A 22,824-nucleotide genomic window follows, 5' to 3' on the forward strand; every position below is an offset into this window, starting at 1 on the left:
ATTATAAGAGGATGTTCAAAAAGCCCGTTCATATAAGGAGGAATTTCAATGAAAGCGTTTATGTCAAGAGGAACCATCAATTTTTTGGAAACCTTAGAGAAAAAAAATACAGATATTGATTTTTACTTTATCTCCAGCAATGATGGTGGTATTGCTTATTATGAAAATAGCCCTAAAAATATTTTTTCAGCCGGTCAAGCCTTCGAAGTATTAAAAGCTGTCGGAGAATTATCCAAAGAAGGATATGTAGTTATGAACCATCTTCCTATTTCCGAAGACAGCAGTTCAACCTTCGAATATCGCATGAAGCAAAGTGACAGCGGCATTGAAGAAATGGACGGTTTCCAGGCATGGCGCTTTTTACGTCAGGAAAAGACAAGCAAATACGTTGTTTTGACACAATGGAAATCCTTTGCCGACTTTGAAAACTGGAAAAACTCTGATCAATTTAAAAAAGCACATGATTCCCAAAAAGCAAAACAGCCAAGCTACTTTATGGATCGTCCATTTGTTATTTCTGGTCACATGCATGAAAAAGAAGAATAAATGAGACAGCAGTATGCTGTATTCATAATTCTTGACTTTTCTTATTCAACTTGTAGATAAAAAAGGTTGTCCCGTCGATGGGATAACCTTTTTTTATGATAAATATTAAAAATTGTTTTAAGAAAATGTTCAAAAAGTCCAATAAAAATAACATGCACTATAAACGAATTAATCTCCAGTTGCTTTAAACAATTGATTTCGATGGACATAAACAGCAGCCTGCGTTCTATCATTAACACCCAGCTTACTTAAAATATTACTCACATGAGTTTTGACCGTTTTTATACCAATATAAAGTTTTTCACTGATTTCCTGGTTTGTCATACCGTCTCCAATACATAAGAGCACCTCTAATTCCCGTTCTGTAAGATCTTCATGTGGTTTCTTAACTGATGAACGAAAACGACTCATCATCTTTTGGGCAACTTTTGGTTCAATCACATTTTCATCTTTAGCAGCTTTACGTACTGCATCAGCAATTTCCTGTGCATTTGATGTTTTTAGTAAATAACTGAACGCTCCTGCCTCTAACGCAGGGATAACCTGTTCATTATCATAATAGGACGTAAGAATAATGACTTTGCATGCAGGATAAGCGGACATTATTTGCTTTGTCGCTTCTATCCCATTCCCGTTCTCCATTATCAGATCCATCAGAACCACTTCCGGCTGCTCCTTTAATACAAGCTCAGCACCACCAAATCCACTGTTCGCCTGCCCGATAACCTCCATATCATCTTCTGTCTGCAGAAAAGAAATAATTCCTTTCCGGACTATATCGTGATCATCAATGACAACAATACGAATCATAAAATCTTCTCCCCCTTTTAACTTCCTTGATTTGGAATTCGAATATGAATATATGTACCTTGGCCCTGCTTTGAACGAATGGCAAAGGTCCCTCCCAGCTCTTCACTGCGTTCCTTCATCGTTTTCAGCCCATAAGAAGCTTTATTGTCCTGCTGATTTTCAGATTCAAATCCAACTCCATCATCTTCAATACGGACATAGAGCTCCTCCTGCTTCCGTTTTATTTCTACCTTTACTGTATTTGCATTCGCGTGGCGCAATATATTTGACAAAGATTCCTGAATAATCCGAAAGAGATGCTCTTCGACCACTTCTTTTAAATCTGGCATTTCATCAATATCGACTTGAAATGTCAGGTTGCTCTTCTGCTCCAATGCGTCTATCAGCTTCTGTACACCTTCTTCCAATGTTTCCCCGCTTGTCAGATAAACCGGCCGTAAATGAAGCAGTAATGCTCGCATTTCTGCCTGAGCCTGATGTGCTGAATGCACGACTTCCTGCATCTGTTCTTTTGCAGTAGAAGGGCTTTTATCAAATAGCTTTAATGCTGTTTCCGATAACATTGCCAGTCCGAAAAGCTCCTGACTGACAGCATCATGAAGGTCTCTGGCAATCCGCTGTCTTTCCTCGATGACCGCTGCTTTATGAGCTGATTTCGCATAATCTGCTTTCTCATCAGCCATCCGCTGTAATGACTGAACCTGGCGCTGTAATTTGTCCCCTAAATCATTGAGTTCGTCAATAATTCGATCTGTTTCATCTATTTCTTCATGAACCTTCGAAATTTTAGCAGTATAATTCCCATTGGCATATTGCTTAATTTGAATAGAAATGGCATCTAAACGGACTTTTAAAAAGTTCCCTATTTGCGTAAATCCTGCTTGTAAGGATAAAATAAAACCGATAATCATATACAGGCCGATAAATAAAAATATACTTTGTGCGGTTAACCATTCCGGCTCCCAAATAACAAACAAGGATAGAATAATTGCCAGCAGGATACAAGCCGTTAAAAATAAATTATATAAATACAATTTTATAAAACTGAATCGGACACTTCTCCATCGTTGTTTCATTCTATCCCCCCTTATACCCGGTCAATACGAATAGAACCCGCCTTTAACCGAATAATAATATCTAATTTTTTTGCAGCATTGGCAAACTGGTCTGTTTCATAAAATAATTCTGTATTCACCCCGGTAGATTCCTGATCCAAAATATTAATATCTCCAAACTGTGCAGTTGCCTGAGCTTGAAACTCTATTTCTTCTGGAATAAGGATAGTTACATCGCCTGCTAAGGAGCGTATATGTATTTCTGTTTCTTCATCAGGGATATACGCATTCGTTAAATCCAGATAAAAACTGCCAGCCATTGTATTTATATTCATCGGCTCCAGATTCCAGTTTCCCTTTTTCTCCATATCACCAAAGGTAAATGAAGTCTCTTTATTCTTCTTTCTTTTTTCAGATTTTTTTTTCTTATTAGATCCTCTGCTGTAATCCAAATGAATATGAATTCCGCGAAATAAACTAAACCCAATAAAAATCAAAATCATCGGCCAGAGCTTAAATACACTCCAAAAAGTAAAATCAACCAATCCAAACCGATCTGCTAATAGCAATCCCCCGAAAACAAGCAGAAATGTTCCTATCATCCATCTTCCACGTCTTTTGATAATAGCTGTCCCCAACAGTACTACTCCTGTAACAACAAAGAAAAGCGGATAAATATAACCCCAGCCAAAGCTTATTTCAAAATCATCTATATTCAAACTGTTTACAATTAACATGACTCCAATCCAAATAAAGCAAATCGCCATAAAATAGGAAATAATTCTCCTCATTCGTTTCATCAACTCCTTTCTCTATGCTTCTATTTTACTTTAGAAAGCTGTTTAGAGAGAACCAGCTTAAGAATGTTTCCTTCTCCGCCTTAAGTCTGAGATTCTTTTGTCCATAAATATATAAATATAAAGCAGTGCAAAGCCAATGGTAAATCCGGCTATAATATCTGTTAAATAATGAACGTTGATAAAAAAGCGGCTGATTCCTATTAAAAATACAAGTGTGCCCAGCGCGATCTGTACAATGAATACTATTCTTTCTGAACGAATCTTTTTACATAGCAAGTATGCAATCAGTCCGTAACAGACCATTGAAATCATACTGTGGCCGGACGGAAAACTGAATCCTTCTGCATTTAGTGTAACTGAAATACTTGGTCTTTCTCTGCCTACCAGCTGCTTTATAAATGAATTCAGCAAATGTGCAAATAAAGATCCTCCTAAAAGCAATAGTCCCGGATACCAATGCTTATATAACAGCATAATCCCTATAGCTGCTACAATAGCTATTGGTATAAGTACATGGGATGATCCAAGCTCCGTAACCATCCGGAAGAAATCATATATCCTCGTCCCATGAACAAGAGGTACAATTTCTCTTGTCCATTGATCTATATAAGGAAGCATCTCAAGTTTTATTTGTATTACCCAGACAATACTTAATAGCAATCCAACTGCCCATATGCTGAATAAAATGGCTGCAGATTTATTTTTCATCCTATCTCTCCTTCTTTTCTCTCTTTTTATGCTAAACAGGTTTGATAAAAATAACAACGGGAAATATATAAAAGGAAGTAAAAAATCATAAAAAGGGTGATAAATCATGGATGCAAAATTACAAGAATTAATTAATGGATTAAATGAAGATTTATCGAATGAATATGCAGCTGTTATCCAATATACGTATAGTGCATCTGTAGTTTCAGGACTGTACCGCTCGGCTCTGAAACCATTTTTTGAATCAGAAATAACAGACGAATTAGGTCATGCACTTTATTTATCCGAAAAAATCAAATCCCTTGGCGGTACCCCGACTACCACAGCCGCTTCTATACCGCAGCCTACACAAGTTGCTGATTTATTAAAAGCTTCTCTTCAATCTGAGACGGATACGATTGAACGTTACGAAAAAAGAAAAGCACAGGCTGATGAACTGGGTTTAACAGAGCTTGTAGTTAAGTTAGAGGATTTAATCTCTGATGAAACACATCACAAAGAAGAAATTGAAAGATTATTAGAAGACCCGCGTATTAATTAAAAATAACTGATATATAACTCTTTCTATCCATGAGGTATTTACCGCTTCATGGATTTTTATATTTATTTGCATTAACAAAATTATTCCAGCCTCGAATTATTTTATTCTACAGTATAATTAATTAGTGATATAATAAAATAGATTGGCAATAAAAAGAGATTTCACATAATTCTCAGATGTACTACAATACTTAAGAGGTGATTAAATGTTATCAGCTATTCATTCGCAAATTGATAACACATATGAAGAAATGGTTGACATTCGCAGATATTTGCATCAGCATCCGGAATTGTCTTTTCAAGAAACGGAAACAGCAAAATATATTGCGAATTATTATGAAAAATTAGGTATTCCTTATGAAAAAAATGTTGGTGGAAATGGTGTTGTTGCAACACTTAAGGGAGCAAAACCGGGTAAAACGGTCGCTTTCCGTGCCGACTTTGATGCTTTACCTATACAGGACGAAAAAGATGTCCCATACAAATCACAAGTACCTGGTGTCATGCATGCTTGCGGCCATGATGGACATACGGCTATCCTGCTTACATTTGCAAAAGTTATGCAGCAGTTCGAGAATGAATTGGAGGGAACCATTGTTTTTATTCATCAGCATGCAGAAGAGTATGCTCCAGGCGGAGCGAAATCAATTGTTGAAGCAGGCGCCTTAAAAGATGTAGATGCTGTATTCGGCACACATTTATGGGCTCCTCTCCCGCTTGGTACTATCTACTCTTCACATCAGGCAATCATGGCCGGCGCAGACCGGTTTGAAATTACCATTCAAGGGAAAGGCGGGCATGGTGCTATTCCACAGGATACGAAGGACGCCATTGTAATTGGTGCTGAAGTGGTATCACAATTCCAGCAGATTGTCAGCAGACGCTTAAGCCCGTTAGCATCCGCTGTGATTTCTATTGGTATTTTTGAAGCAGGAAATGCTTTTAATGTGATTGCAGACCAATCGAAACTCGTTGGAACAGTCAGACACTTCGATATTGCTGTTCAGGAAAAAATTATTGGAGAAATGGAACAGATTTTAAAGGGAATTTGTGATTCTTTTGGAGCTTCCTATGAATTTAACTATGTTAAAGGGTATCCGCCAGTTATTAATCATCCGGAACAAACAGATCTCGTTCTGCAGACAACAAAGAAAATTGACGGGGTAGATCTCACTGCTATTACAGAGCCATTAATGGTAGGAGAGGATTTTTCTTATTATTTATTAGAAAAACCCGGATCTTTCTTCCTCACAGGCGCAAATCTGGAAGGAAATGATTACCCGCATCATCATCCTAAATTCGATATTGATGAAAAATCAATGGTCATCGCTGCAAAGGCGTTCGCCAATATTTACTTAACCTATCAGGACCAAGCAAAATAAAACAAGCTGACGGCTATCACATGACCGTCAGCTTGTTTTTTTATACTTTATCCAATTTAGGTTTTACATAGAGCTTAATATATGCCCAAACAAAGCTAAGCCCTCCAATTAATATAATCATAGTCCCCAGCCATTCAAGCTGGAATATAAATAAAAAAGTAAAAGCAAATGCCTGTACATAGCCAAGCTTCCGAATAATCCCGATAACAGCTGTTTGCTTCAAACCCGGGTTAACCGGATAAAGATCCAGCCACATTTGTGTACGATGATGCTGATAAAGAGCCATCATTTGGAAGACACTTAAATAGATAAACAGAATCGCGAATATCATTTTAATCCAGATATTAGGAATAACCCAAATAAAAATCCCGCCAATTACGACAAGCCGGAGGTACATTCCTAAATAATCACCGCTGCGCAGAAAGGAAATCTGATATAAATAATCATAGGTTGCTGACCGTTCAAATGGAATTCTGCTGATAAACGTTTTCGTCAGCCATTCCCTTCTTTTTACTTTATTTTTCAAATGCGGAACATCTGCAAATAAATTGGCAATGCGGTAAAAGGATTGTAAACGGCTCTGATCCTTCTCGATCAATAAGTCCCAAAAGATTCCAGGCTGCTTCGATGCCACAATAAAATCATACACGATGACCAGAAAAAGCAGCACAATCGTTATAACAGCATATAAAGCCAGCCCCTCAATAACAAAATAGGCTATGACAATATTAAGCAGAGTCCGTACTGTTAAATCAATTGTTCTTAAACTTTTATCCCGGACTTTCAGCATGTACCAGTTTATCAGCATATTCATCCCTTTTAAAAGAAGGAACAAGAAAATTGTAACAAGAAAAACACTCCCTGACCGTTCACTGAAGCTGGTGAAATACAACGGACTGAATGCAGCGGATGCTAACACAATCAGATATGTCTGGATGACGAAGCTATAAATAATACTATTGCGGAAATACGGTCCCATCTGCTGTTCTGCTGCTAAAAGAAATACCAGGTCCGGTTCCTGCAGCAGTGTTCTTATTGGATTATAGCTTATCAGCAGTCCTAAAACGATTCCCATGATAATGCCTGTTGGGAAATTTGTGGGGATTTGTTCCAGCCATTGCTGATAGTAATAAGCTGTTGCAGCTATGAAAAAAAACATAGCAAATGCAATATGCCCGTTGAACATATATTTTAAATACCTGCTTAAATTTTTTACATGCGCAGATAAACGTTTTTTATAAAATGCATGGGAATCAAACATGGTCATCTTCCTTTGTCAGCTGAACATATAAATCATCTAGTGTTGCATCCGGCATCTGGAACTCTCTCCGAAGCTCTTCCAAGGTCCCTTCTGCCCGTAATTTTCCATCATGTAAAATGATAAAACGGTCACAGTATCTTTCAGCTGTAGCCAGAATATGTGTAGACATTAACACCCCTGCCCCCTGCTTTTTCATGGAATCCATCATCTGCAGATAAGATTGGATTCCCAATGGATCCAGTCCGACAAACGGTTCATCAACAATATAGAGTGGCGGTTCAATAAGAAAAGCACACATAATCATGACCTTCTGCCGCATTCCTTTTGAGAAATGAACCGGGAACCAATTCAATTTCTTTTCGAGACGGAATTCTTTTAAAAGCTTTGGCAGTCTCTGTTCAAACACCTCTTCTTCAATTCCGTAAGCCATTGCGGTCAGCCTGAGGTGTTCATATAAAGTCAGTTCATCATAGAGAATTGGCATTTCTGGAATGTATGCCATCTGATTACGATATGCTTCCGGATCATTTTGAAAGCTTTTTCCCTGAACCAGCACTTCCCCTTTTTTAGGCTGCATTAAACCGATAATATGTTTAATGGTTGTACTTTTTCCGGCGCCATTTAATCCAATGAGCCCAACGATTTCTCCTTTATTTAAATCAAATGATATATCGTGTAAAACATTTTTATGGGTATAGCCTCCGTATAAGTTTTCTATATGTAATAAGGTAGTCACCCTGTCATCCTCCTTTGTTCATTACTTTGATTTTATCATCATTCCAGAAAGATTCCAAAATGAACCGTTCTACAAATTGCGGGAACTTTTGCTAAAGATAAAAGCTAGTAAGTCATATCAAATATTTAATTTCTTGAAAAATAGAGCTTAAAGCTGTCTAAGCAGCGTTTGATCAGAAGATATAATTTGTCTAGTTAGTACCTAAGCAACATTCGTTTTAATTGCAAAAAAACACAGAGTTCCTTTTTAAAATTCTATTTTTAGAGAAACCTTGTACACTTCCTTCTATAGAATAATATAGAATCCTTTACTTTACCCGACATAACTCTTTACAATAGAAAAAAGAATATTTTTTTCTATTGATAAGGAGGAACAAAAGATGGCTCATGAAGATTGTATTTTTTGTAAAATTATCGATGGAGACATACCTTCCGCAAAGGTTTATGAGGATGAAAAGGTATATGCTTTCCTCGATATCAGTCAGGTAACAAAAGGACACACACTTGTTATTCCTAAGGAACACACAAAAAACATTTATGAAACTTCACCAGAAACAGCGCAAGAGCTATTTAGTAGAATACCCGTTATTGCTAACGCCATTCGAGATGCATATCAGCCGCTGGGAATCAATCTGCTAAACAATAATGAAGAAGCAGCAGAGCAGTCTGTTTTCCATCTGCATGTACATTTGATTCCGCGTTACGGTGATGGAGACGGGTATTATCCAAACTGGACAACACATACAGAAGATTACTCATCAGAGGATTTACAAGCTGTCGCTAAAGCAATTAACGAGCAAATAAAGCGTTAGAAGCAGTGAATTTAGTTCTTTTTATTTTAAACAGTATTTGATATACTGTCTGTATCCTTTCGCGGCTGGCAATGAGCGCACAGCCGGAAAGCAGAGTTTAGAAAAGCGGAGGAGAGTTAAGCTATGAAGACAAAAATTTTAACTATGCTTGCCCTTTTGGTAAGTATCGGAACCGTACTGCACTTGGTAATGCCCCCGTTATTATTTGGAGTGAAGCCTGATATGATGCTGGCAATGATGTTTTTAGGAATTATTTTATTCCCAAAATGGAATTATGTACTTCTGATTGCATTTGCAACAGCAGCTATTTCCGCACTAACAACTGCTGCACCTGGAGGGCAAATTGCCAATCTAATTGATAAACCAATAACCGCAGTTGTTTTCTTCCTGCTATTTTTATTAGTAGGAAAGCAATGGAATACAAAGATAACAGCATCTGTATTAACTTTTGCAGGGACACTGATCAGCGGCAGTATCTTTTTATCGGTAGCCCTTTTCGTTCTTGGTTTTTTAGAAGGCGGTTTTCTTGCTTTATTTGCAGGAATTGTTCTTCCGGCAGCAGTAATGAATACAGTTATCATGTTAGTTGTTTACCCAATTGTGGAGGGTATTATGAAACGAAGTAAGATGGCTACGGTTTAAATGAAGAAGAAGGAAAAGGAAAAAGAAAACTTCTTTCCCCTTCTTCGTCTTCAAAAGCATTCGTTCCATTTTTATTTGAACGAATGCTTTTTTCTGTTATCACAAAGTATATTTATCATATATTAACTATTTTGTGTTAATATAAAGGTAGGTTAAAAACATTATTACTAGCAGAAAATGATTCCATTTCCTATAATAAGTATATAGGATTTACTTTATATGAGTGTTCAAAAAGTAGACAAATTAGAAGCAAGAAGATCAAGGCGACGTGGATTTTACGAACGGCCTTTCACAGGATGTGATGACTTCTGTGTTGTCCACAGGACGTGGACGTACTTAGCAGAAGTTCCTCTATGCTTTTAAATACGTGAGTAACGCTTTTGGTGGGGCGAGTAATCGCAAATGTTTTCGGTGGGACGAGTAATCGCAGTCCCAGTCCCATCGTAAAATCCACGTCAACGCAGAGATTCGCCGCTTATCATTTGGGGACTTTTTGAACATCCTCTTTATTGTAAAATGTTTAATTACATGTGGTAAAAGGAAAGTATATACGAAAGAAGAAAGGAGTGCGTTTCCTATGTCTAAGAAAAAATCACTAACAATCGGGTTCCTGGTTGGAGCATCCGTCAGCGCCGGCATTGCATTATTAAGCACACCAGAATCCGGAAAAGACATCCGTGTAAGAGTTAAAAACCAATCCTTAGAATTAAAAGAACTATTGATGAACCTAAAAGAGGACAGTATCCGAATTAAAGAACAGCTGCTTCGGACTTCTAAAGAAGGTGCCGTTCTAGTCAAAGATTTGACAGAAGAAATGCGAAAATCTGTAGAGGACTGGAAAAATGCTGTAGAACCTCAGCAGGAAAATATTCATCAATCATTGGAGCAAATTGAATCAAGTATTCGTGAATTAGAAGAAAAAATTAAAAACACAAATGCCAATTCATAAGAAAGAAAGCTTTTGCCTGTATACTCACTGGCAAAAGCTTTCTTTTTATTATCAGTCAATCAAAATACTTCTATTATGCTCTTCATCCCCTCTTACAGGGCAGGAAATAAAAAAACAATTTTGCCAGGTCCGCGGCAGTAGTGGAAAAACAAGGGAATAATCTCCCGCGCTACATTGATTCTGAAGAGTTCTAACAGGGGTTCTTTTTCCCGATGAATTATTTTTTATTGCACTTTTTAGGCATTCATTTGTAAAGAAAGTAATATTACATATACTTTATTACTGTTCAACACTATTTGTTTTTGATAGAGTTATAGGAGTATTATTATTGTAAAGGGGCGTTACATAGAACATGGCTATCTTCTATATTATTTTTGGTTTTTTTGTATTACTTATTTTTAACGTCATGATCAGTGCTATTTGTACGAAGATGGAGCTGTCCAGACAGAAGTCAGAAAGAATGGACCGGGTTACAAACATGATACTGGTAGCTATGCTTGTGTGTTCATATATCCGGATTTTAAATGTGACAGTTTAATGTGATTTTTAAGTAAATTGTTGAAAATATTTATTTAAAATGGAAAAGTATGATATATTAATCATGGTAAACAATAAAAGTAATATTAGGAAAGAGTAGGAGTGTATATCAGACATGAAAAAATGGACATTAGCAGCAACAATATCTGCCAGCTTGCTTGCATTGGCTGCATGTAATTCTTCGGACGGCGATGTAGTTGCAACTACGGATGCCGGCGATATCACAAAAGAAGAATTTTACGATGAATTGAAAGACCGTAATGGAGAAGCTGTTCTTGAAGAACTTGTTACTATCAAAGTTCTTGAGGATAAATACGACGTTACTGACGATCAGGTAAATGACGAAATTGAAAAAATGAAGGACGAGTTTGGCAGCCCTGAAGAATTTGATTCAATGGTAGAACAGCAATTTGGCGGTGAAGAAGCCCTTAAAGATCTTGTTTATGTAGGAATGCTTCAAGAAGCTGCTATTTCTGAAGATATGGATATTACAGATGAAGATTTAAAGGAGTACTACGATAAAAAGAATACAGAGGTAGATGCACAGCATATTCTTGTGGAGGATGAAGAAACAGCTAATGAAGTAAAACAGAAATTAGACGATGGAGAAGAGTTTGAAGACCTTGTTGCGGAGTACTCTACAGACAGCGGCAGCGCAGAAAATGATGGCAGCCTTGGTTATTTCTCTGCAGGGGATATGATTCCTGAATTTGAAGAAGTAGCGTTCTCTATGGAACCAGGCGAGATTAGCGACCCAGTACAATCTCAATTTGGCTACCACATCATTAAAGTAAATGATGTTCGTGAAAAAGAAGAAACAATCGGTGACTTCGAAGAATTAAAAGATGAATTAAGAAGTGAATTAGTGCTTCAGCAAGCTGACCAGGAACAAATCCAGGCAAAACTTCAAAAAATCATCGAAGAAGCTAATGTAGATGTTAAGGCAGATGGCCTTGAAGATTTATTTAAAACAGAAGACGAAGGTGCAGATACTTCAGAAACTGAAGAGTAATAAGCAAAAGTCTCTCTAGACAATACCTTTATAATAATTAACAACAATCGCATGCTGCTTTTAACAGCATGCGATTGTTGTTTTATTCTCATCATTATAGAAAATTATAACCTGCTTCCCCTACTCTTCTTTAGATAATCATATTTCCTCACACCTCTGGTAAAATAATAGAAAACCATTTTATCGCAATCTGAAGTTAACATTGATATAATATAGAAGCATATTGTAAAATAATTCTATATAATCGACAAAAATAAAAATTATTGTTAAACGAAATTTTTCTTCATGTAAAAATAACTGTAGCCGGCATTATCTTCTAAACGTATTAACACTGCCAGATGCTACATTATTTATATACAACAGTATCCGACTCTACGAGGTGAATATAATGCGTATCACAATGAAAGAAATAGCTAAAGAAGCCGGTGTATCTGTCACGACGGTTTCACATGTAATTAACGGCAGCAAAAAAATAACTGAAGAAACATACAACAGAGTAATGGACATCGTAAATAAATACAATTATGTGCCTAACTATTCTGCAAAAAATTTAAGAAATAACACAACGAAAACAGCCGGTCTCATTGTTCCAAGTTTCCCGGATTCTTTTGTCACACAGTATATAAATGCTATTTCCTTAAGGGCAAAGGAAATGAATTATAATTTACTTTTCGTAAATACAAATGAGGATGTAGATTATGAAGAATCTACTTTGAAGCTTTTTAGCTCCCAGATGGTGGATGGTATTATTCTTTCCCCTGCAGCCAGCTATTCCAAGCCTTTTCCATATGATATTCATAGTATTATGAAAAACCTGCCTGTTGTTTTAATCAGCAGATATCATGATGCTTTGTCAGATACCCCTATGGTTTGTCAGGATGATTATCAGGCAGGTTTCGATGGAGCAAAGCATTTTCTGTCACACGGACATAAAAAAATGGTAGTTGTGTATGCAATGGACGATATCGGACCTACTTTTAACCGTATTAAAGGATTTAAAGCAGCATTAGAACAGGAAGGATTGACATTGGATCCCGAACAGATTATTGACGGAGAAGCAACGGTTCAGGGGGCTGAGAAGGCCGTGAAGAAATTAATTAATAACCAGCCGGATATTACAGCAATGTTCCTTCTGAATGACTCTATGACCATTGGTGCTATTTCTGCTTTAAAGGATATGAATGTTTCCATTCCAAATGACATGGCAATTATCGGTTTTGGTGATTTCCCTTCCGCATCAATTATCAGCCGGCCGATTACAACAATTAGTGCATCTGCTGAAACAATGGGAAGAACCGCTTTTGATATGCTTTTAAATAAAATAAATAATCCAGACTATATTAATAAGGTTATAGTTCCAACCTATTTGATAAAAAGAAAATCCTGCGGCTGTTAGGTTAAACGTTTTTCTTTAATTTTTCTCTTTTTTCCTATATACTTTAAATAGTTATATATTAAAAGGAGGAGATTACTATATCATCGTTTAAAAAGAATACTATAATCAATATTACCGAGCAGCAGACTATTATTGAATTAAGCTATCTGCTTCAAAAATATGATTGCGAAGTGTTTATCCGGAATGAATCAGGCAATCAAATTCACGAAGTAAACCCTAAAAGTGTTTTGGGACTTGCTACACTGCAACTGAGAAATGGTGTTGAAGCTACTGTACGCGCAGAGGGAAAAGATGCTGAAGAAGCTGTTTTGGAGGTTATCCGTTTCTTTGGAGGCGAATAAACCGTACAATAAAAACAAAGCAGAAAAGTAAAAAACCATCTTATTAAAATTGATGTTTTTTTACTTTTCTGCTTTTAGTTTTCTATCAAATCCCGGACACTTGCCTCTTTAACAATCCGCTCTATTATAGCTGCTGCTGTCTGAACAGTGCCTGTCAACCCGCCCTTGCCAACAACAACTAATCCATCAGAATAACCGCCGATAACAACACCTAAATCAGCTTGCGGAATAACATAATCAACAAGCTTAATACCAACAGCCTCAAGCATTTTCAAGATGTGAACCATTGTATCTCCACCCGTCATGTATATCCCTCTAATTTTAGATGTCTGCAGCAATATTCCTTTGGTAATTTCACCTAATGCCTTATTAATATTATCTGCAGACTCGCCCGGCTGCAGCCCGTTTCTTTTTTCCTCTGCTTTTAAGTCAACTCTTTCATTTGTAACCGACGTTTCAATAACAAGAGCCTGTGGTGAAGATTTCTTTAAATGGTTTACCGCTAAATCAATTACACGCTTTATTTCTTTAGACGAAATTTCATTACAGCAAATTAAATCTTTTGCAGTGACTGGTATTTGAATTACATTCTCCTGCTTTGATAAATGATTAATTTGCTCCTTCGTTACAGAAGAAGCACTTCCTGCAACAGCAAGAACAGTTCCGTTTAGTTGATCAGCAGAAGCACTAACCTTACCAGGTGCTTCGTCTTTCTTCCCAAACCCATTATAATAAGCCATTCTTTCTGTGAACGGTCCTGGGTCAATCATCAGTATATTCCATTTTAAGCCTGAAATAACCTGGGCAATCAAGTCAATATGCTCCAAAGAAACAGCATCAGCAATTATAATTTTCGCTCCCTTATTACGAGCTTCTATAAGACTATTCCGAAGTGATTCTTTACCGGCTAATATAGTATTTAATAAAATAGTTTCAATCGGATAATCTGTTTGTTTTTCTATTAATGTAGGACAGTGCGATTCCTCAACAGGTGTACGAACATCTTTAGCTACAGGTGTCTGAGATAAAGGCACACTGTCAATAATAGAATATCCTCCGACTAAAATACGTTTAGACTGTGGCATCGCTGGAACCATAATACCAATTGTACTCTCATCCATCATCTCAAGCATAGCTTCTACTTCTGCACCGATGTTACCTCTCAGTGTTGTATCTATTCTTTTTGATAAGTATGTGGCACCGTTTTCTTTTAAGCTGATAACAGCTTCTCTAACTCTTGCTTTTGCATCTTCTTTTTTTATCGCTCTGGAATCTGTTGTTAAAACAAATGCTTCCTGTTCATTATCCCTTGATAAATTTTCTGCCTCAAAATAAGCTGCGACAGATATGTTTGACCTTGCTAATAATACACCCACCGTTGTTGCGCCCGTTAAATCATCAGCAATAATACCTAATTTCGACATTTCCGCACCTCGTTTGTCTGACCATATATAGAAATAAAAACAGGAAAGTCTCCCTCCCTGTTTTCACCTCTATTTTTATGGAGTAAAGTCTGTCAGGATGAAATTGCTATTTATCCTTGTAATGCTTTTTGTTGTTTTTTCCAATACTGAACTGGAACCAATGTAGACTCAATCATACTTACAGAGCCCGCAATTCCTTTACCAGCAATATCAAATGCTGTACCATGGTCTACAGAGCTGCGCATAAACGGAAGCCCCCAAGTAATTGTAATAGATTTTTCAAAATCATATGTTTTACAAGCAATATGTCCCTGGTCATGGTAAAGAGATAAAATAGCGTCATAGTTCCCTTGTAATCCAAGGTGGAATACAGAGTCAGCCGGTACAGGACCAACAACATTCATTCCTTCTTCTTTCGCAGCTTCCACTGCAGGAATTAAATGATCCTTCTCTTCTGTGCCAAACAGTCCATTATCAGATGCATGTGGATTTAGTGCGGCCAATGCGATTTCCGGTTTTTCGTATCCAATCCCCTTTAATTCTGTATCAATTTGACGTAAAGTATCTAAAACAACATCCTTTGTAGCATAGCGGCAAGCCTCAATCAGCGCTTTATGCCGGCTGACAAAGAATACTTTCAAGTTATGACAGTTAAACATAGTAAGTGCATAATCAGAATTCGTTAAATCACCAAATATTTCTGTATGGCCCTCATGTTTACATCCGGCTAATTTAATCGCTTCTTTGTGAATCGGAGCTGTAGAGACAATATCTATTTCTTTATTCAGCCCTAATTCAATTGATTTTGTAACGTAATCATACGCCATTTCTCCAGCTAATTTTTGTACCTTGCCGTACTCAATTTGTGAGCATTCATATTCTTTCGGCTCCAGCACATCAATAATGCCATAAGTAAATTTCGCTTCTGAAGGGGAAGCAATGTTATTAATTTCAAAATCACTGTTCTTTATCTCTAAAGCTCTTTTTACTATATCAACAGATCCGATAAGAAAAGGATTACATTCGTCATAAACCTTCTCCGTCAGCATAGTGTCCACTGTTATTTCCGGTCCTATCCCAGCCGGATCCCCCATTGTAACTGCAACAACTGGTTTCTTAAAATCTCCGCTCATGTAAACTACCCCTATCTATTTCAAGTTTTGGTTAAACGTTTTTATAACATATATTTTATATATTTAATTACAATATGTCAACACCTTTATTTTATCGTTTAACCAAACAAAAAAAAGACTAACAAATCTTTTATATCAGATAGTCAGTCTCCAAAGATATTTTCTTAAGTTATACAATCAGCTTCTCGGAACCAGGTCACAAGCTTCTGCCGGCATCCAATATTTATCTTTCCCATTCCATTTTATATTACATCCGAGCGGATTGGTGACTGGTGTTGTGATTTGTTTACCTGTAACTGCTTCCTCCAATGCATTTTGTAAATCATTTATCGATGCATCTTCCGGATTTTTAGGGTTATCCAGGCCCCTGCCAGTGTATATAAGCTCACGGTCTTCATTAAAAATAAAAAAGTGCGGTGTTTTTAATGCTCCATAGGCTTTGGCAATTTCTTGATTTTCATCTCTGAGATAAACCCAAGGAAATCGTTTTTCTTCCATTCTTTTAACCATAAAATCATAGGAATCCAATGCCTTTGTCTCCACACTGTTAGAATTAATTCCTACAAAAGCAACTCCTTTATCTTTAAAGTTATCAGCAGTTTCTCTTGTCACCTCATCAGATCCGATAACATACGGGCAGTGATTGCATGTGAAAAATACAACTAATATTTTTGCATTCTTAAAATCATTTAAACTATAATTCCTCCCATCCGTTGCCAGAAGAGAAAAACCTGGTGCCTTCGTCCCCAGTTCAATAGTATATGACATCTTCATTCCTCCACATAAATATTTTTGTTAAACGTTATCAGAATTTTTGTGTTTCGTCAATGTAAGTTCTCAAATATAAAAGCACTATATTATTCCTTCCGTTAATGGAATAATATAGTGCTTCGGTAACTTCATATTTCATTCCTGTTCTCTTCGTTTCATCCGTTCTTCCTGGATACGTTCCATATATATTTTTCCTTCACGTTCAATAAACTGCCTATCCAGCTTTTTCTCTGCCAAAAACGCACGTATTGCCATATATCCACTTAGAAAAATTAATAGAATCACTGCAAAAACCCAAATTGGAATCGAGCTCATCTTATATCCCCCTTGTCCATTCCTTACTAAATATATATGAACAAGTTAATAGAAAATGACACGAACTTCATTTTTATCTTGCAGATATACTATTTCGAATTGAAATTTACTCAAAGGACGGCTTGTAAAAAGAACGATTATCCATCGCAAAAAGCCGTTCAGTAAATTCACCCGGCTGAACTTTATCCAAAGCTTTATCCAGCATATTCATTTTTGCATCAATTAAGTCTATGATATGCAGAAGCTCTGCCTCTTTAACCATTGGAGGCTTCGGACTTCCCCACTCTGCTTTTCCATGATGACTCAGAATTAGATGCTGCAATATAAGTACTTCTTCTTTTTCTTCAACCTGCAGCTCCTTAGCCATTTCTGCTATTTCCTCTACCATTATCGTTATATGGCCAAGAAGCTTTCCTTCAAGTGTATATGTAGTCGACACAACACCTGACAATTCCTTTATTTTCCCAATATCATGAAGAATAATACCTGCATATAATAAATCTTTATTGATGGAAGGATAAAGCTCGTGAAGCTGTCTTGCAATCCCGAGCATACTGACAATATGATAAGCCAAACCCGATGCTACATCATGATGATTTTTAGCAGCAGCTGGATAAATAAGTAATTCATGCTGATATTTTTTTACAAATCCCCGTACGATACGTTGTAATGTAGGGTTCTGCATTTCAAAAATAGCTTCTGTCAGTTTTTCACCCAGCTCTTCTTGACCTATAGGAGCCTTACCGACAAAATCACTTACTTGAACCTGATCTGTAGGCTGAGACAGACGGATAGAATGAATCCGCAATTGATTTTTCCCGCGAAATTGATTAATATCTCCCGTCACATGAATAATTTGCTCTGCCAGCAAATTTTCTTCATCTTCTTTGGTGGCATCCCATAACTTTGCTTCCAATTCACCAGATTCATCGCGCAGCATTAATGTCAGGAATGGCTTTCCATTACTTGTTGTGCCTTTGGTCGCTTCATTTATTAATAAAAATCCTTCAAATTTATCCCCGACGGTTAAATTTGCAATGCCTTTTTTCATTTTTATTCCTCCTTCCAAATCAATAAAACATTATGTGGAGAGATGAATTATATCCCCATTGGCAGCTTCAGCCAGCTCCCTGCGGCATGTAAATAATATCACTTGCTGTTCTTCAGCTAATCTCCTTAACACCTTTTGCATTTTCTCTGTACGATTCATATCAAAATGTACAAAAGCATCATCCATAAGGAATGGTAAACCAGATGTTTTTGCCATCACCTCATTTATAGCAAACCTCAAGGAAATGTATAGCTGATCCTTGGTTCCCTGAGAAAGCTCCTCTACATAAAACCGCTGTTTTTTCTTACTATTTTCTACCTGAAAAGATCTTTCCGCTGCCGGTGAATATATTGTATCATATTGATTTGCTGTAATCTCTTTAAAATAGATTTGTGCTGTTTCTATAACAAGTGCCAAGTACTTGTCCTTAAATTGATTTTTAGCAGCTTGCAGCATGCGTAAAGCCGTTTTTTGCACTGCCCAATTTCTCACCAGATCCTCCAGCTCTTCCTTTTCCATTGCCAGCTGATGCATTTGCAAGGATATGTCTTCCTCGGATTCAAGCTGCTCTATCCGCAATCTCTGCTCTGCAAGCTGGCTTTTTAATTGTTCTAAGTCTTCTTCATAATCAGCCAGCGCTAATTCCAGTTCTTTTTTATTCTTATAATAGTTCTCCGCTTCTAAAGGAGCATCAGTCAATTCCTGCTGCCATTCTTCAGGAATCAATATCTGAAGCCTTTCTTTTAGCTCCTCCAGACGTTCATAAAGCTTATTATATTGCTCTTTTCTCGTTTGTTTTTCAAAATAGATCTCTTCTGACTCTGTCCCAGAGGCTTTTAAGAGTTTATCTCTTTCCTCCACATAACGGCTTCGTTTTTGTTTTAACACCGTCAGTTTATTCTGGACATCCATTATGAATTGTGTAAGCTGCTGAAGCTCGTGCTGATGCTGCTGTTCGTGCTGTTGTATATCCTCCAGTGCGAGCATCATTTCTTCCAGGTTGGTTTGATTGGCTAACCCATTTGTCTTAAACCAATTCTTGACCTGGTTAGAAAACTCGTATATCCTTTCTGTTACTCTATCCAATTCTTTTTCTAAACTTTGTTTTTCATTGGTCAGCTGAATCAGCTTTTGTAAGAGATGATAGATATCCTGCCAGTATAAAACATTCACAGTCTGTAAAAAGGGAAACTGATTTTGCTGATCAACAACATTCTCTTCCAAACTATTTTGCTGCTCTGCTAAATCAAATCGTACTGCTTCATTTGCCTCAAATTGACTGCGTGTATGCTGTAATCTGTCTTCTAATGAATGCAGCCTGCGCTGTAATTCCTGCTGCTCTTCCAGGATTTCCTTTGCCTCCCGGTACTCCGCTTCTGTCACGTCAGTTTCCTGGCCAGGATGATTCTGCTGCGGGCTTTCCCGCTGCTGCTTTAATTGTTTAATATCCTGCAGCTGTATACGCCGAAAATAATATACTCCCGCAACGACGGCAAGACTTATCAGATACAGCCAGGGAATATCTGCTGTAAAACCAGTCAAAGCTCCAGCCAAAGCTATCACTGCTCCAGTGATAGCGAGCATCCGCCCTTGCTTTTGCTTCTCTTGAATCATTTTCTCAAGGATTTGATACATATTCTTTTGCTGCCTTCCATCCTGATGATTCTTCTGTTTATAAGCTTCTATCCGCTGATTTAATTCTTTTATATGTGCTTCAGCAAGCAGTTCCTGGTTTAAATCCTTCTGCTCTTCCTCCATTCGGGATTTTTCTTTTAAAAGCTGTTCTTTTTTTTGAATACTCCCAGTAAGTTTATCCTGTATATTTTCCTGTTCTTTCCGTAAGGATCCCCATTCTTTTTCAAGATAGAATGGCAATTCCTGCTGCTCCAGTTCATCCGCTGTTATATGAATCTGCTTCTCCTGAATCATTTCTGTTATTTCACGGGTTTTATAACTGTAATCCTGTTCTAACGTTCTCTGGCGTTCCCGCATTAATGTTATTTCCGCTTTTTGATTCAAAAGAGAATCTAACTGTGCTTTTTTCTCATTCTGGAGGGAGGCAATTTCTAAATCCTTTTTTTTCTTCGTATAAGTATCCAATGTAGCCTGCTGAGATTCAAGCTCTCTATTAATATTATTTATATCTATATACAGCGTTTTTATTTGCTCTTGATCATCTAACGGGAAATCACGCACATCAGCCAGCTCTTGAAGCTCTCCAGAAACAAGTTGCATTTCTTTTCGGACAGGCAGTATTTTCTCCATAAGCTGTTCTTTCTCAAGCTGTTCATTCGTTTGTGCAATTTGTGCTTTTTTTAATGTGTGCTTTTTCTCCAGCGTATGGATTTTTTCTACCTGTTCTTTATATGATTTTTCAAGTCTCTTACTTTCTCCCAACTGCTTATCCATAGCACGTATCTCATTTAATTTTTCATTAATAACCGGCTTTGTACCAGAGGGTTTAAATTGCTTTTGTAATTCTGACTGCAGTTTCTTCTCTACCTTATAAACCGCTGCTGACCCTGTTAAACCGATACTTAACAGAAGTTCACTTATATCCGATTCCTTCATATTCTGGAAGACAGCTAGATCCTGGTTGGAAAAGGAATAAATCGATTGAAAGGCTTCTGCATTCATATTTCCCAAAAGCTTCCTGAACCAGGCTTCATCCCTTTCTTCCCCATTATTAGCAAAATATTGTACTTGTGAAGCATCCAGTCTTTCTATCCATACAGTACCCTCAAAAGGATGATCTATAATCATCCTTCCCCCCAGCTTACTGCTTGTTTTTGGACGATAAAAATCACATTTCTTTTTTGTCATACCGAAAAGCATATATATAATAAATTGATGCAAGGTTGTTTTGCCAGATTCATTATCGCCAAGAAGTGTTATCAGATTGGAATTGGAAAAGGAAAAAGTCTGATCGACCCACCGGCCAAATCCGTATATCGTTATTTCCTTTATCTTCACTCCGCTCTCTCCCTTCGCAATAACATATTCAGCAGCTGATAGGCATCCTCTTTAACATCCTGCTCCTCTTCATCGGATAAGGAGGATAGGAATTTACGTGCATTCCGGTGATGATAAATTTCATTTAAGCCTTCTTGGATAAATGAAGTATCTGCTTCTTCCAATATGTCTTTTAAAAAAGAGTCCTCCATCCAGGTCGATTCTTTCTCCAAAACAACCCGGTAATGGTAGATATACTGCCATGGAAAGGCTTCAGCCACAGATTCATTGACCACTTCAATTAAATCTTGAATGAATCCTTCATCCGGTGTGAACAATTCATTTTCTTTTGCTGTTATTTTTAAATATAATAAGCTCGGTACACTATATGCTGGCAGCTGGCTCATAATGGACTTTTCTGCATGTGACGGAGTAGGACACTCTCGGATGTCCACCTCAACCTCTTCATAACGGATTGCCTGAAGCGGTAGAAATGTCTGTTTTATATTGTGCTTGCTCAAACTTATAAGGTAACAGCCTTTTTCTCCCGTTTCCTTCCGGTGCCTCCCCTGGATATTACCAGGATAAATAACCGGCGGATTGGTATACAACTGCTGTCTTGTATGTATATGGCCCAAAGCCCAATAATCCATTCCTTTATTTAACAAGTCCTTTATTAGAAACGGTGCATACGAATCATGTTCCGTATTCGTTGCCACACTTCCATGCAGCATGGCAATATGAAATGGAAATTCTCCATCAGCAATCTTATACTCAGATGATTTATTTTCATATACCGCTCTATTTTCATAACTAAATCCATATATTGCTGCAGCTGCTTCACCGTTTTTATAAAAAGGAATGCATGTTACTCTCTCCTCTGAAAAGATGTGCACATTATCAGGATATTCCACATCAAAGGAATCACCTTTCATAAAATCATGGTTCCCATAGGATAAAAATACATCAATATTCTGTTCTGCCAGTCGTTCAAAGGCACGCCGCAATCTTATTTGTGCTTTTAAACTTTGTGATTCATGGTCGTATAAATCACCGGCTAACAAAACAAAGTCAACGTTATTGTTTATCGCTTCATCGACCAAATGGTTCAAAGCGGTAAACGTGCTTTCTTGAATTTCTTTAAATATATTTGCAGGTACATGCCTTAAGCCTTTAAACAAGCTGTCTAAGTGTAAATCCGCTGCATGAATAAAAGTAACCGCAGAATCCACAATCTCCACTCCCAGTTTAATGATATCCTTATTTTAACAGAGCTAATAATAGAATGCACGTTCTATCATCAAATAAAAAAGCCTGCCCAGGGCAGACTTTTCAAAACATATTTTATTTTGTAAACTGATGAAGTACATCCATCAGCTCTTCAATCGCTTCATCGCCTTCTCCAGACTTCACTGCATCGCTGACGCAGTGTTTGACATGACGTTCAGCTACTTCAAATCCTACACGCTTCAACGCTGAATTGATGGCACTGATTTGAACAAGAATATCCACACAGTATCTATCTTCATCAATCATTTTTTGAATGCCGCGCACCTGGCCTTCTATTCTTTTTAATCGATTGGTAACTGCTTTTTTCTCTGTTTCTGTTCTTGGTTTCAATGTATGCTCATGTAAGGAATCCATCGTATCCC

The 22,824-nt window shown here is 37.3% G+C and carries 24 protein-coding genes; 10 read left to right on the forward strand and 14 right to left on the reverse strand.

What is annotated here, in order from left to right:
• The first annotated feature begins 48 nt into the window (after nt 1-48).
• Entirely contained in the window at nt 49-546 is a 498-nt protein-coding gene (locus tag OSO01_RS01970) for an antibiotic biosynthesis monooxygenase family protein (protein ID WP_147208118.1), read from the forward strand.
• 168 nt (nt 547-714) lie between these two features.
• On the opposite strand, the gene OSO01_RS01975 is transcribed toward OSO01_RS01970, so the two are convergent.
• The 4 genes from OSO01_RS01975 to OSO01_RS01990 all read right to left on the reverse strand — a co-directional run bounded on the left by OSO01_RS01975 (nt 715) and on the right by OSO01_RS01990 (nt 3,919).
• Nucleotides 715-1,356, reverse strand: a complete 642-nt coding sequence (locus OSO01_RS01975) for a response regulator (protein ID WP_147208120.1) — start codon at nt 1,354-1,356, stop codon at nt 715-717.
• A gap of 17 nt (nt 1,357-1,373) precedes the next feature.
• Nucleotides 1,374-2,432 (reverse strand): sensor histidine kinase, encoded by a 1,059-nt coding sequence (locus OSO01_RS01980; RefSeq protein ID WP_147208122.1) that lies wholly within the window; start codon nt 2,430-2,432, stop codon nt 1,374-1,376.
• 11 nt (nt 2,433-2,443) lie between these two features.
• The gene (gene liaF / locus OSO01_RS01985; protein ID WP_186813519.1) at nt 2,444-3,202 is read right to left on the reverse strand and encodes a cell wall-active antibiotics response protein LiaF; all 759 of its coding nucleotides are present in this window, start codon (nt 3,200-3,202) and stop codon (nt 2,444-2,446) included.
• 66 nt (nt 3,203-3,268) lie between these two features.
• Nucleotides 3,269-3,919: a phosphatase PAP2 family protein gene (locus tag OSO01_RS01990; RefSeq protein WP_147208125.1), complete on the reverse strand. Its 651-nt coding sequence runs from the start codon at nt 3,917-3,919 to the stop codon at nt 3,269-3,271.
• A gap of 106 nt (nt 3,920-4,025) precedes the next feature.
• Between OSO01_RS01990 and OSO01_RS01995 the strand changes: the two genes are divergently transcribed.
• Together OSO01_RS01995 and OSO01_RS02000 are read left to right on the forward strand one after the other, a co-directional pair.
• Nucleotides 4,026-4,460: a ferritin-like domain-containing protein gene (locus tag OSO01_RS01995; protein ID WP_147208127.1), complete on the forward strand. Its 435-nt coding sequence runs from the start codon at nt 4,026-4,028 to the stop codon at nt 4,458-4,460.
• A gap of 205 nt (nt 4,461-4,665) precedes the next feature.
• Entirely contained in the window at nt 4,666-5,841 is a 1,176-nt protein-coding gene (locus OSO01_RS02000) for a M20 family metallopeptidase (RefSeq protein WP_147208129.1), read from the forward strand.
• A gap of 40 nt (nt 5,842-5,881) precedes the next feature.
• Here OSO01_RS02000 and OSO01_RS02005 read toward each other — a convergent pair whose 3' ends face one another.
• Both OSO01_RS02005 and OSO01_RS02010 read right to left on the reverse strand, forming a co-directional pair.
• Complete coding sequence (locus OSO01_RS02005; protein ID WP_147208131.1) at nt 5,882-7,102, reverse strand: ABC transporter permease; 1,221 nt, start codon at nt 7,100-7,102, stop codon at nt 5,882-5,884.
• Nucleotides 7,095-7,838, reverse strand: a complete 744-nt coding sequence (locus OSO01_RS02010) for an ABC transporter ATP-binding protein (RefSeq protein WP_147208132.1) — start codon at nt 7,836-7,838, stop codon at nt 7,095-7,097. The genes OSO01_RS02005 and OSO01_RS02010 overlap by 8 nt, the downstream gene beginning before the upstream one ends.
• A gap of 358 nt (nt 7,839-8,196) precedes the next feature.
• Between OSO01_RS02010 and OSO01_RS02015 the strand changes: the two genes are divergently transcribed.
• The 7 genes from OSO01_RS02015 to OSO01_RS23610 all read left to right on the forward strand — a co-directional run bounded on the left by OSO01_RS02015 (nt 8,197) and on the right by OSO01_RS23610 (nt 13,526).
• Nucleotides 8,197-8,649: an HIT family protein gene (locus OSO01_RS02015; RefSeq protein WP_281289814.1), complete on the forward strand. Its 453-nt coding sequence runs from the start codon at nt 8,197-8,199 to the stop codon at nt 8,647-8,649.
• Nucleotides 8,650-8,772: 123 nt separating this feature from the next.
• Nucleotides 8,773-9,291 (forward strand): tryptophan transporter, encoded by a 519-nt coding sequence (locus OSO01_RS02020; protein ID WP_147208135.1) that lies wholly within the window; start codon nt 8,773-8,775, stop codon nt 9,289-9,291.
• Between the two features lie 577 nt (nt 9,292-9,868).
• On the forward strand, nt 9,869-10,240 hold the full coding sequence (locus OSO01_RS02025; protein ID WP_147208137.1) for a YtxH domain-containing protein: 372 nt from the start codon (nt 9,869-9,871) through the stop codon (nt 10,238-10,240).
• A 352-nt stretch (nt 10,241-10,592) separates the two neighbouring features.
• The gene (locus OSO01_RS02030) at nt 10,593-10,778 is read left to right on the forward strand and encodes a hypothetical protein (protein ID WP_147208139.1); all 186 of its coding nucleotides are present in this window, start codon (nt 10,593-10,595) and stop codon (nt 10,776-10,778) included.
• 114 nt (nt 10,779-10,892) lie between these two features.
• A complete protein-coding gene (locus OSO01_RS02035; protein ID WP_147208141.1) occupies nt 10,893-11,789 on the forward strand; it encodes a peptidylprolyl isomerase in 897 nt (298 codons plus the stop codon).
• A gap of 388 nt (nt 11,790-12,177) precedes the next feature.
• Nucleotides 12,178-13,185 carry a LacI family DNA-binding transcriptional regulator gene (locus OSO01_RS02040; protein WP_147208143.1) on the forward strand — a complete coding sequence of 336 codons (1,008 nt, stop codon included), beginning with the start codon at nt 12,178-12,180 and terminating at the stop codon, nt 13,183-13,185.
• 146 nt (nt 13,186-13,331) lie between these two features.
• Nucleotides 13,332-13,526 carry an HPr family phosphocarrier protein gene (locus tag OSO01_RS23610; protein ID WP_281289815.1) on the forward strand — a complete coding sequence of 65 codons (195 nt, stop codon included), beginning with the start codon at nt 13,332-13,334 and terminating at the stop codon, nt 13,524-13,526.
• Nucleotides 13,527-13,600: 74 nt separating this feature from the next.
• On the opposite strand, the gene OSO01_RS02050 is transcribed toward OSO01_RS23610, so the two are convergent.
• The 8 genes from OSO01_RS02050 to OSO01_RS02085 form a co-directional block, all read right to left on the reverse strand.
• A complete protein-coding gene (locus tag OSO01_RS02050) occupies nt 13,601-14,950 on the reverse strand; it encodes a four-carbon acid sugar kinase family protein (RefSeq protein ID WP_147208147.1) in 1,350 nt (449 codons plus the stop codon).
• Between the two features lie 110 nt (nt 14,951-15,060).
• Entirely contained in the window at nt 15,061-16,083 is a 1,023-nt protein-coding gene (gene pdxA, locus OSO01_RS02055) for a 4-hydroxythreonine-4-phosphate dehydrogenase PdxA (RefSeq protein ID WP_147208149.1), read from the reverse strand.
• 177 nt (nt 16,084-16,260) lie between these two features.
• Nucleotides 16,261-16,851, reverse strand: a complete 591-nt coding sequence (locus tag OSO01_RS02060) for a thioredoxin family protein (protein ID WP_147208151.1) — start codon at nt 16,849-16,851, stop codon at nt 16,261-16,263.
• Between the two features lie 138 nt (nt 16,852-16,989).
• Nucleotides 16,990-17,169, reverse strand: coding sequence for a sporulation YhaL family protein (locus OSO01_RS02065; protein WP_147208153.1), 180 nt, complete (start codon nt 17,167-17,169; stop codon nt 16,990-16,992).
• Between the two features lie 106 nt (nt 17,170-17,275).
• Nucleotides 17,276-18,220 carry a 3'-5' exoribonuclease YhaM gene (yhaM, locus tag OSO01_RS02070; RefSeq protein ID WP_147208155.1) on the reverse strand — a complete coding sequence of 315 codons (945 nt, stop codon included), beginning with the start codon at nt 18,218-18,220 and terminating at the stop codon, nt 17,276-17,278.
• 30 nt (nt 18,221-18,250) lie between these two features.
• Nucleotides 18,251-21,193: an AAA family ATPase gene (locus OSO01_RS02075; protein WP_186813520.1), complete on the reverse strand. Its 2,943-nt coding sequence runs from the start codon at nt 21,191-21,193 to the stop codon at nt 18,251-18,253.
• A complete protein-coding gene (locus OSO01_RS02080) occupies nt 21,190-22,404 on the reverse strand; it encodes a metallophosphoesterase family protein (protein ID WP_147208160.1) in 1,215 nt (404 codons plus the stop codon). The genes OSO01_RS02075 and OSO01_RS02080 overlap by 4 nt, the downstream gene beginning before the upstream one ends.
• Before the next feature lie 112 nt (nt 22,405-22,516).
• Nucleotides 22,517-22,816, reverse strand: coding sequence for a metal-sensing transcriptional repressor (locus tag OSO01_RS02085; RefSeq protein ID WP_077603324.1), 300 nt, complete (start codon nt 22,814-22,816; stop codon nt 22,517-22,519).
• Between the last annotated feature and the right edge of the window lie 8 nt (nt 22,817-22,824).

Source organism: Oceanobacillus sojae (assembly GCF_007991515.1).
GTDB classification, from domain to species: domain Bacteria; phylum Bacillota; class Bacilli; order Bacillales; family Amphibacillaceae; genus Oceanobacillus; species Oceanobacillus sojae.

What these genes read in the sequence shown, in the direction of transcription:
- OSO01_RS01970 (WP_147208118.1), top strand. Translation starts at nt 49, where the DNA reads ATGAAAGCGTTTATGTCAAGAGGAACCATCAATTTTTTGGAAACCTTA.
- OSO01_RS01975 (WP_147208120.1), bottom strand. Translation starts at nt 1,356, where the DNA reads ATGATTCGTATTGTTGTCATTGATGATCACGATATAGTCCGGAAAGGA.
- OSO01_RS01980 (WP_147208122.1), bottom strand. Translation starts at nt 2,432, where the DNA reads ATGAAACAACGATGGAGAAGTGTCCGATTCAGTTTTATAAAATTGTAT.
- liaF (WP_186813519.1), bottom strand. Translation starts at nt 3,202, where the DNA reads ATGAGGAGAATTATTTCCTATTTTATGGCGATTTGCTTTATTTGGATT.
- OSO01_RS01990 (WP_147208125.1), bottom strand. Translation starts at nt 3,919, where the DNA reads ATGAAAAATAAATCTGCAGCCATTTTATTCAGCATATGGGCAGTTGGA.
- OSO01_RS01995 (WP_147208127.1), top strand. Translation starts at nt 4,026, where the DNA reads ATGGATGCAAAATTACAAGAATTAATTAATGGATTAAATGAAGATTTA.
- OSO01_RS02000 (WP_147208129.1), top strand. Translation starts at nt 4,666, where the DNA reads ATGTTATCAGCTATTCATTCGCAAATTGATAACACATATGAAGAAATG.
- OSO01_RS02005 (WP_147208131.1), bottom strand. Translation starts at nt 7,102, where the DNA reads ATGTTTGATTCCCATGCATTTTATAAAAAACGTTTATCTGCGCATGTA.
- OSO01_RS02020 (WP_147208135.1), top strand. Translation starts at nt 8,773, where the DNA reads ATGAAGACAAAAATTTTAACTATGCTTGCCCTTTTGGTAAGTATCGGA.
- OSO01_RS02025 (WP_147208137.1), top strand. Translation starts at nt 9,869, where the DNA reads ATGTCTAAGAAAAAATCACTAACAATCGGGTTCCTGGTTGGAGCATCC.
- OSO01_RS02030 (WP_147208139.1), top strand. Translation starts at nt 10,593, where the DNA reads ATGGCTATCTTCTATATTATTTTTGGTTTTTTTGTATTACTTATTTTT.
- OSO01_RS02035 (WP_147208141.1), top strand. Translation starts at nt 10,893, where the DNA reads ATGAAAAAATGGACATTAGCAGCAACAATATCTGCCAGCTTGCTTGCA.
- OSO01_RS02040 (WP_147208143.1), top strand. Translation starts at nt 12,178, where the DNA reads ATGCGTATCACAATGAAAGAAATAGCTAAAGAAGCCGGTGTATCTGTC.
- OSO01_RS02050 (WP_147208147.1), bottom strand. Translation starts at nt 14,950, where the DNA reads ATGTCGAAATTAGGTATTATTGCTGATGATTTAACGGGCGCAACAACG.
- pdxA (WP_147208149.1), bottom strand. Translation starts at nt 16,083, where the DNA reads ATGAGCGGAGATTTTAAGAAACCAGTTGTTGCAGTTACAATGGGGGAT.
- OSO01_RS02060 (WP_147208151.1), bottom strand. Translation starts at nt 16,851, where the DNA reads ATGTCATATACTATTGAACTGGGGACGAAGGCACCAGGTTTTTCTCTT.
- OSO01_RS02065 (WP_147208153.1), bottom strand. Translation starts at nt 17,169, where the DNA reads ATGAGCTCGATTCCAATTTGGGTTTTTGCAGTGATTCTATTAATTTTT.
- yhaM (WP_147208155.1), bottom strand. Translation starts at nt 18,220, where the DNA reads ATGAAAAAAGGCATTGCAAATTTAACCGTCGGGGATAAATTTGAAGGA.
- OSO01_RS02085 (WP_077603324.1), bottom strand. Translation starts at nt 22,816, where the DNA reads ATGGATTCCTTACATGAGCATACATTGAAACCAAGAACAGAAACAGAG.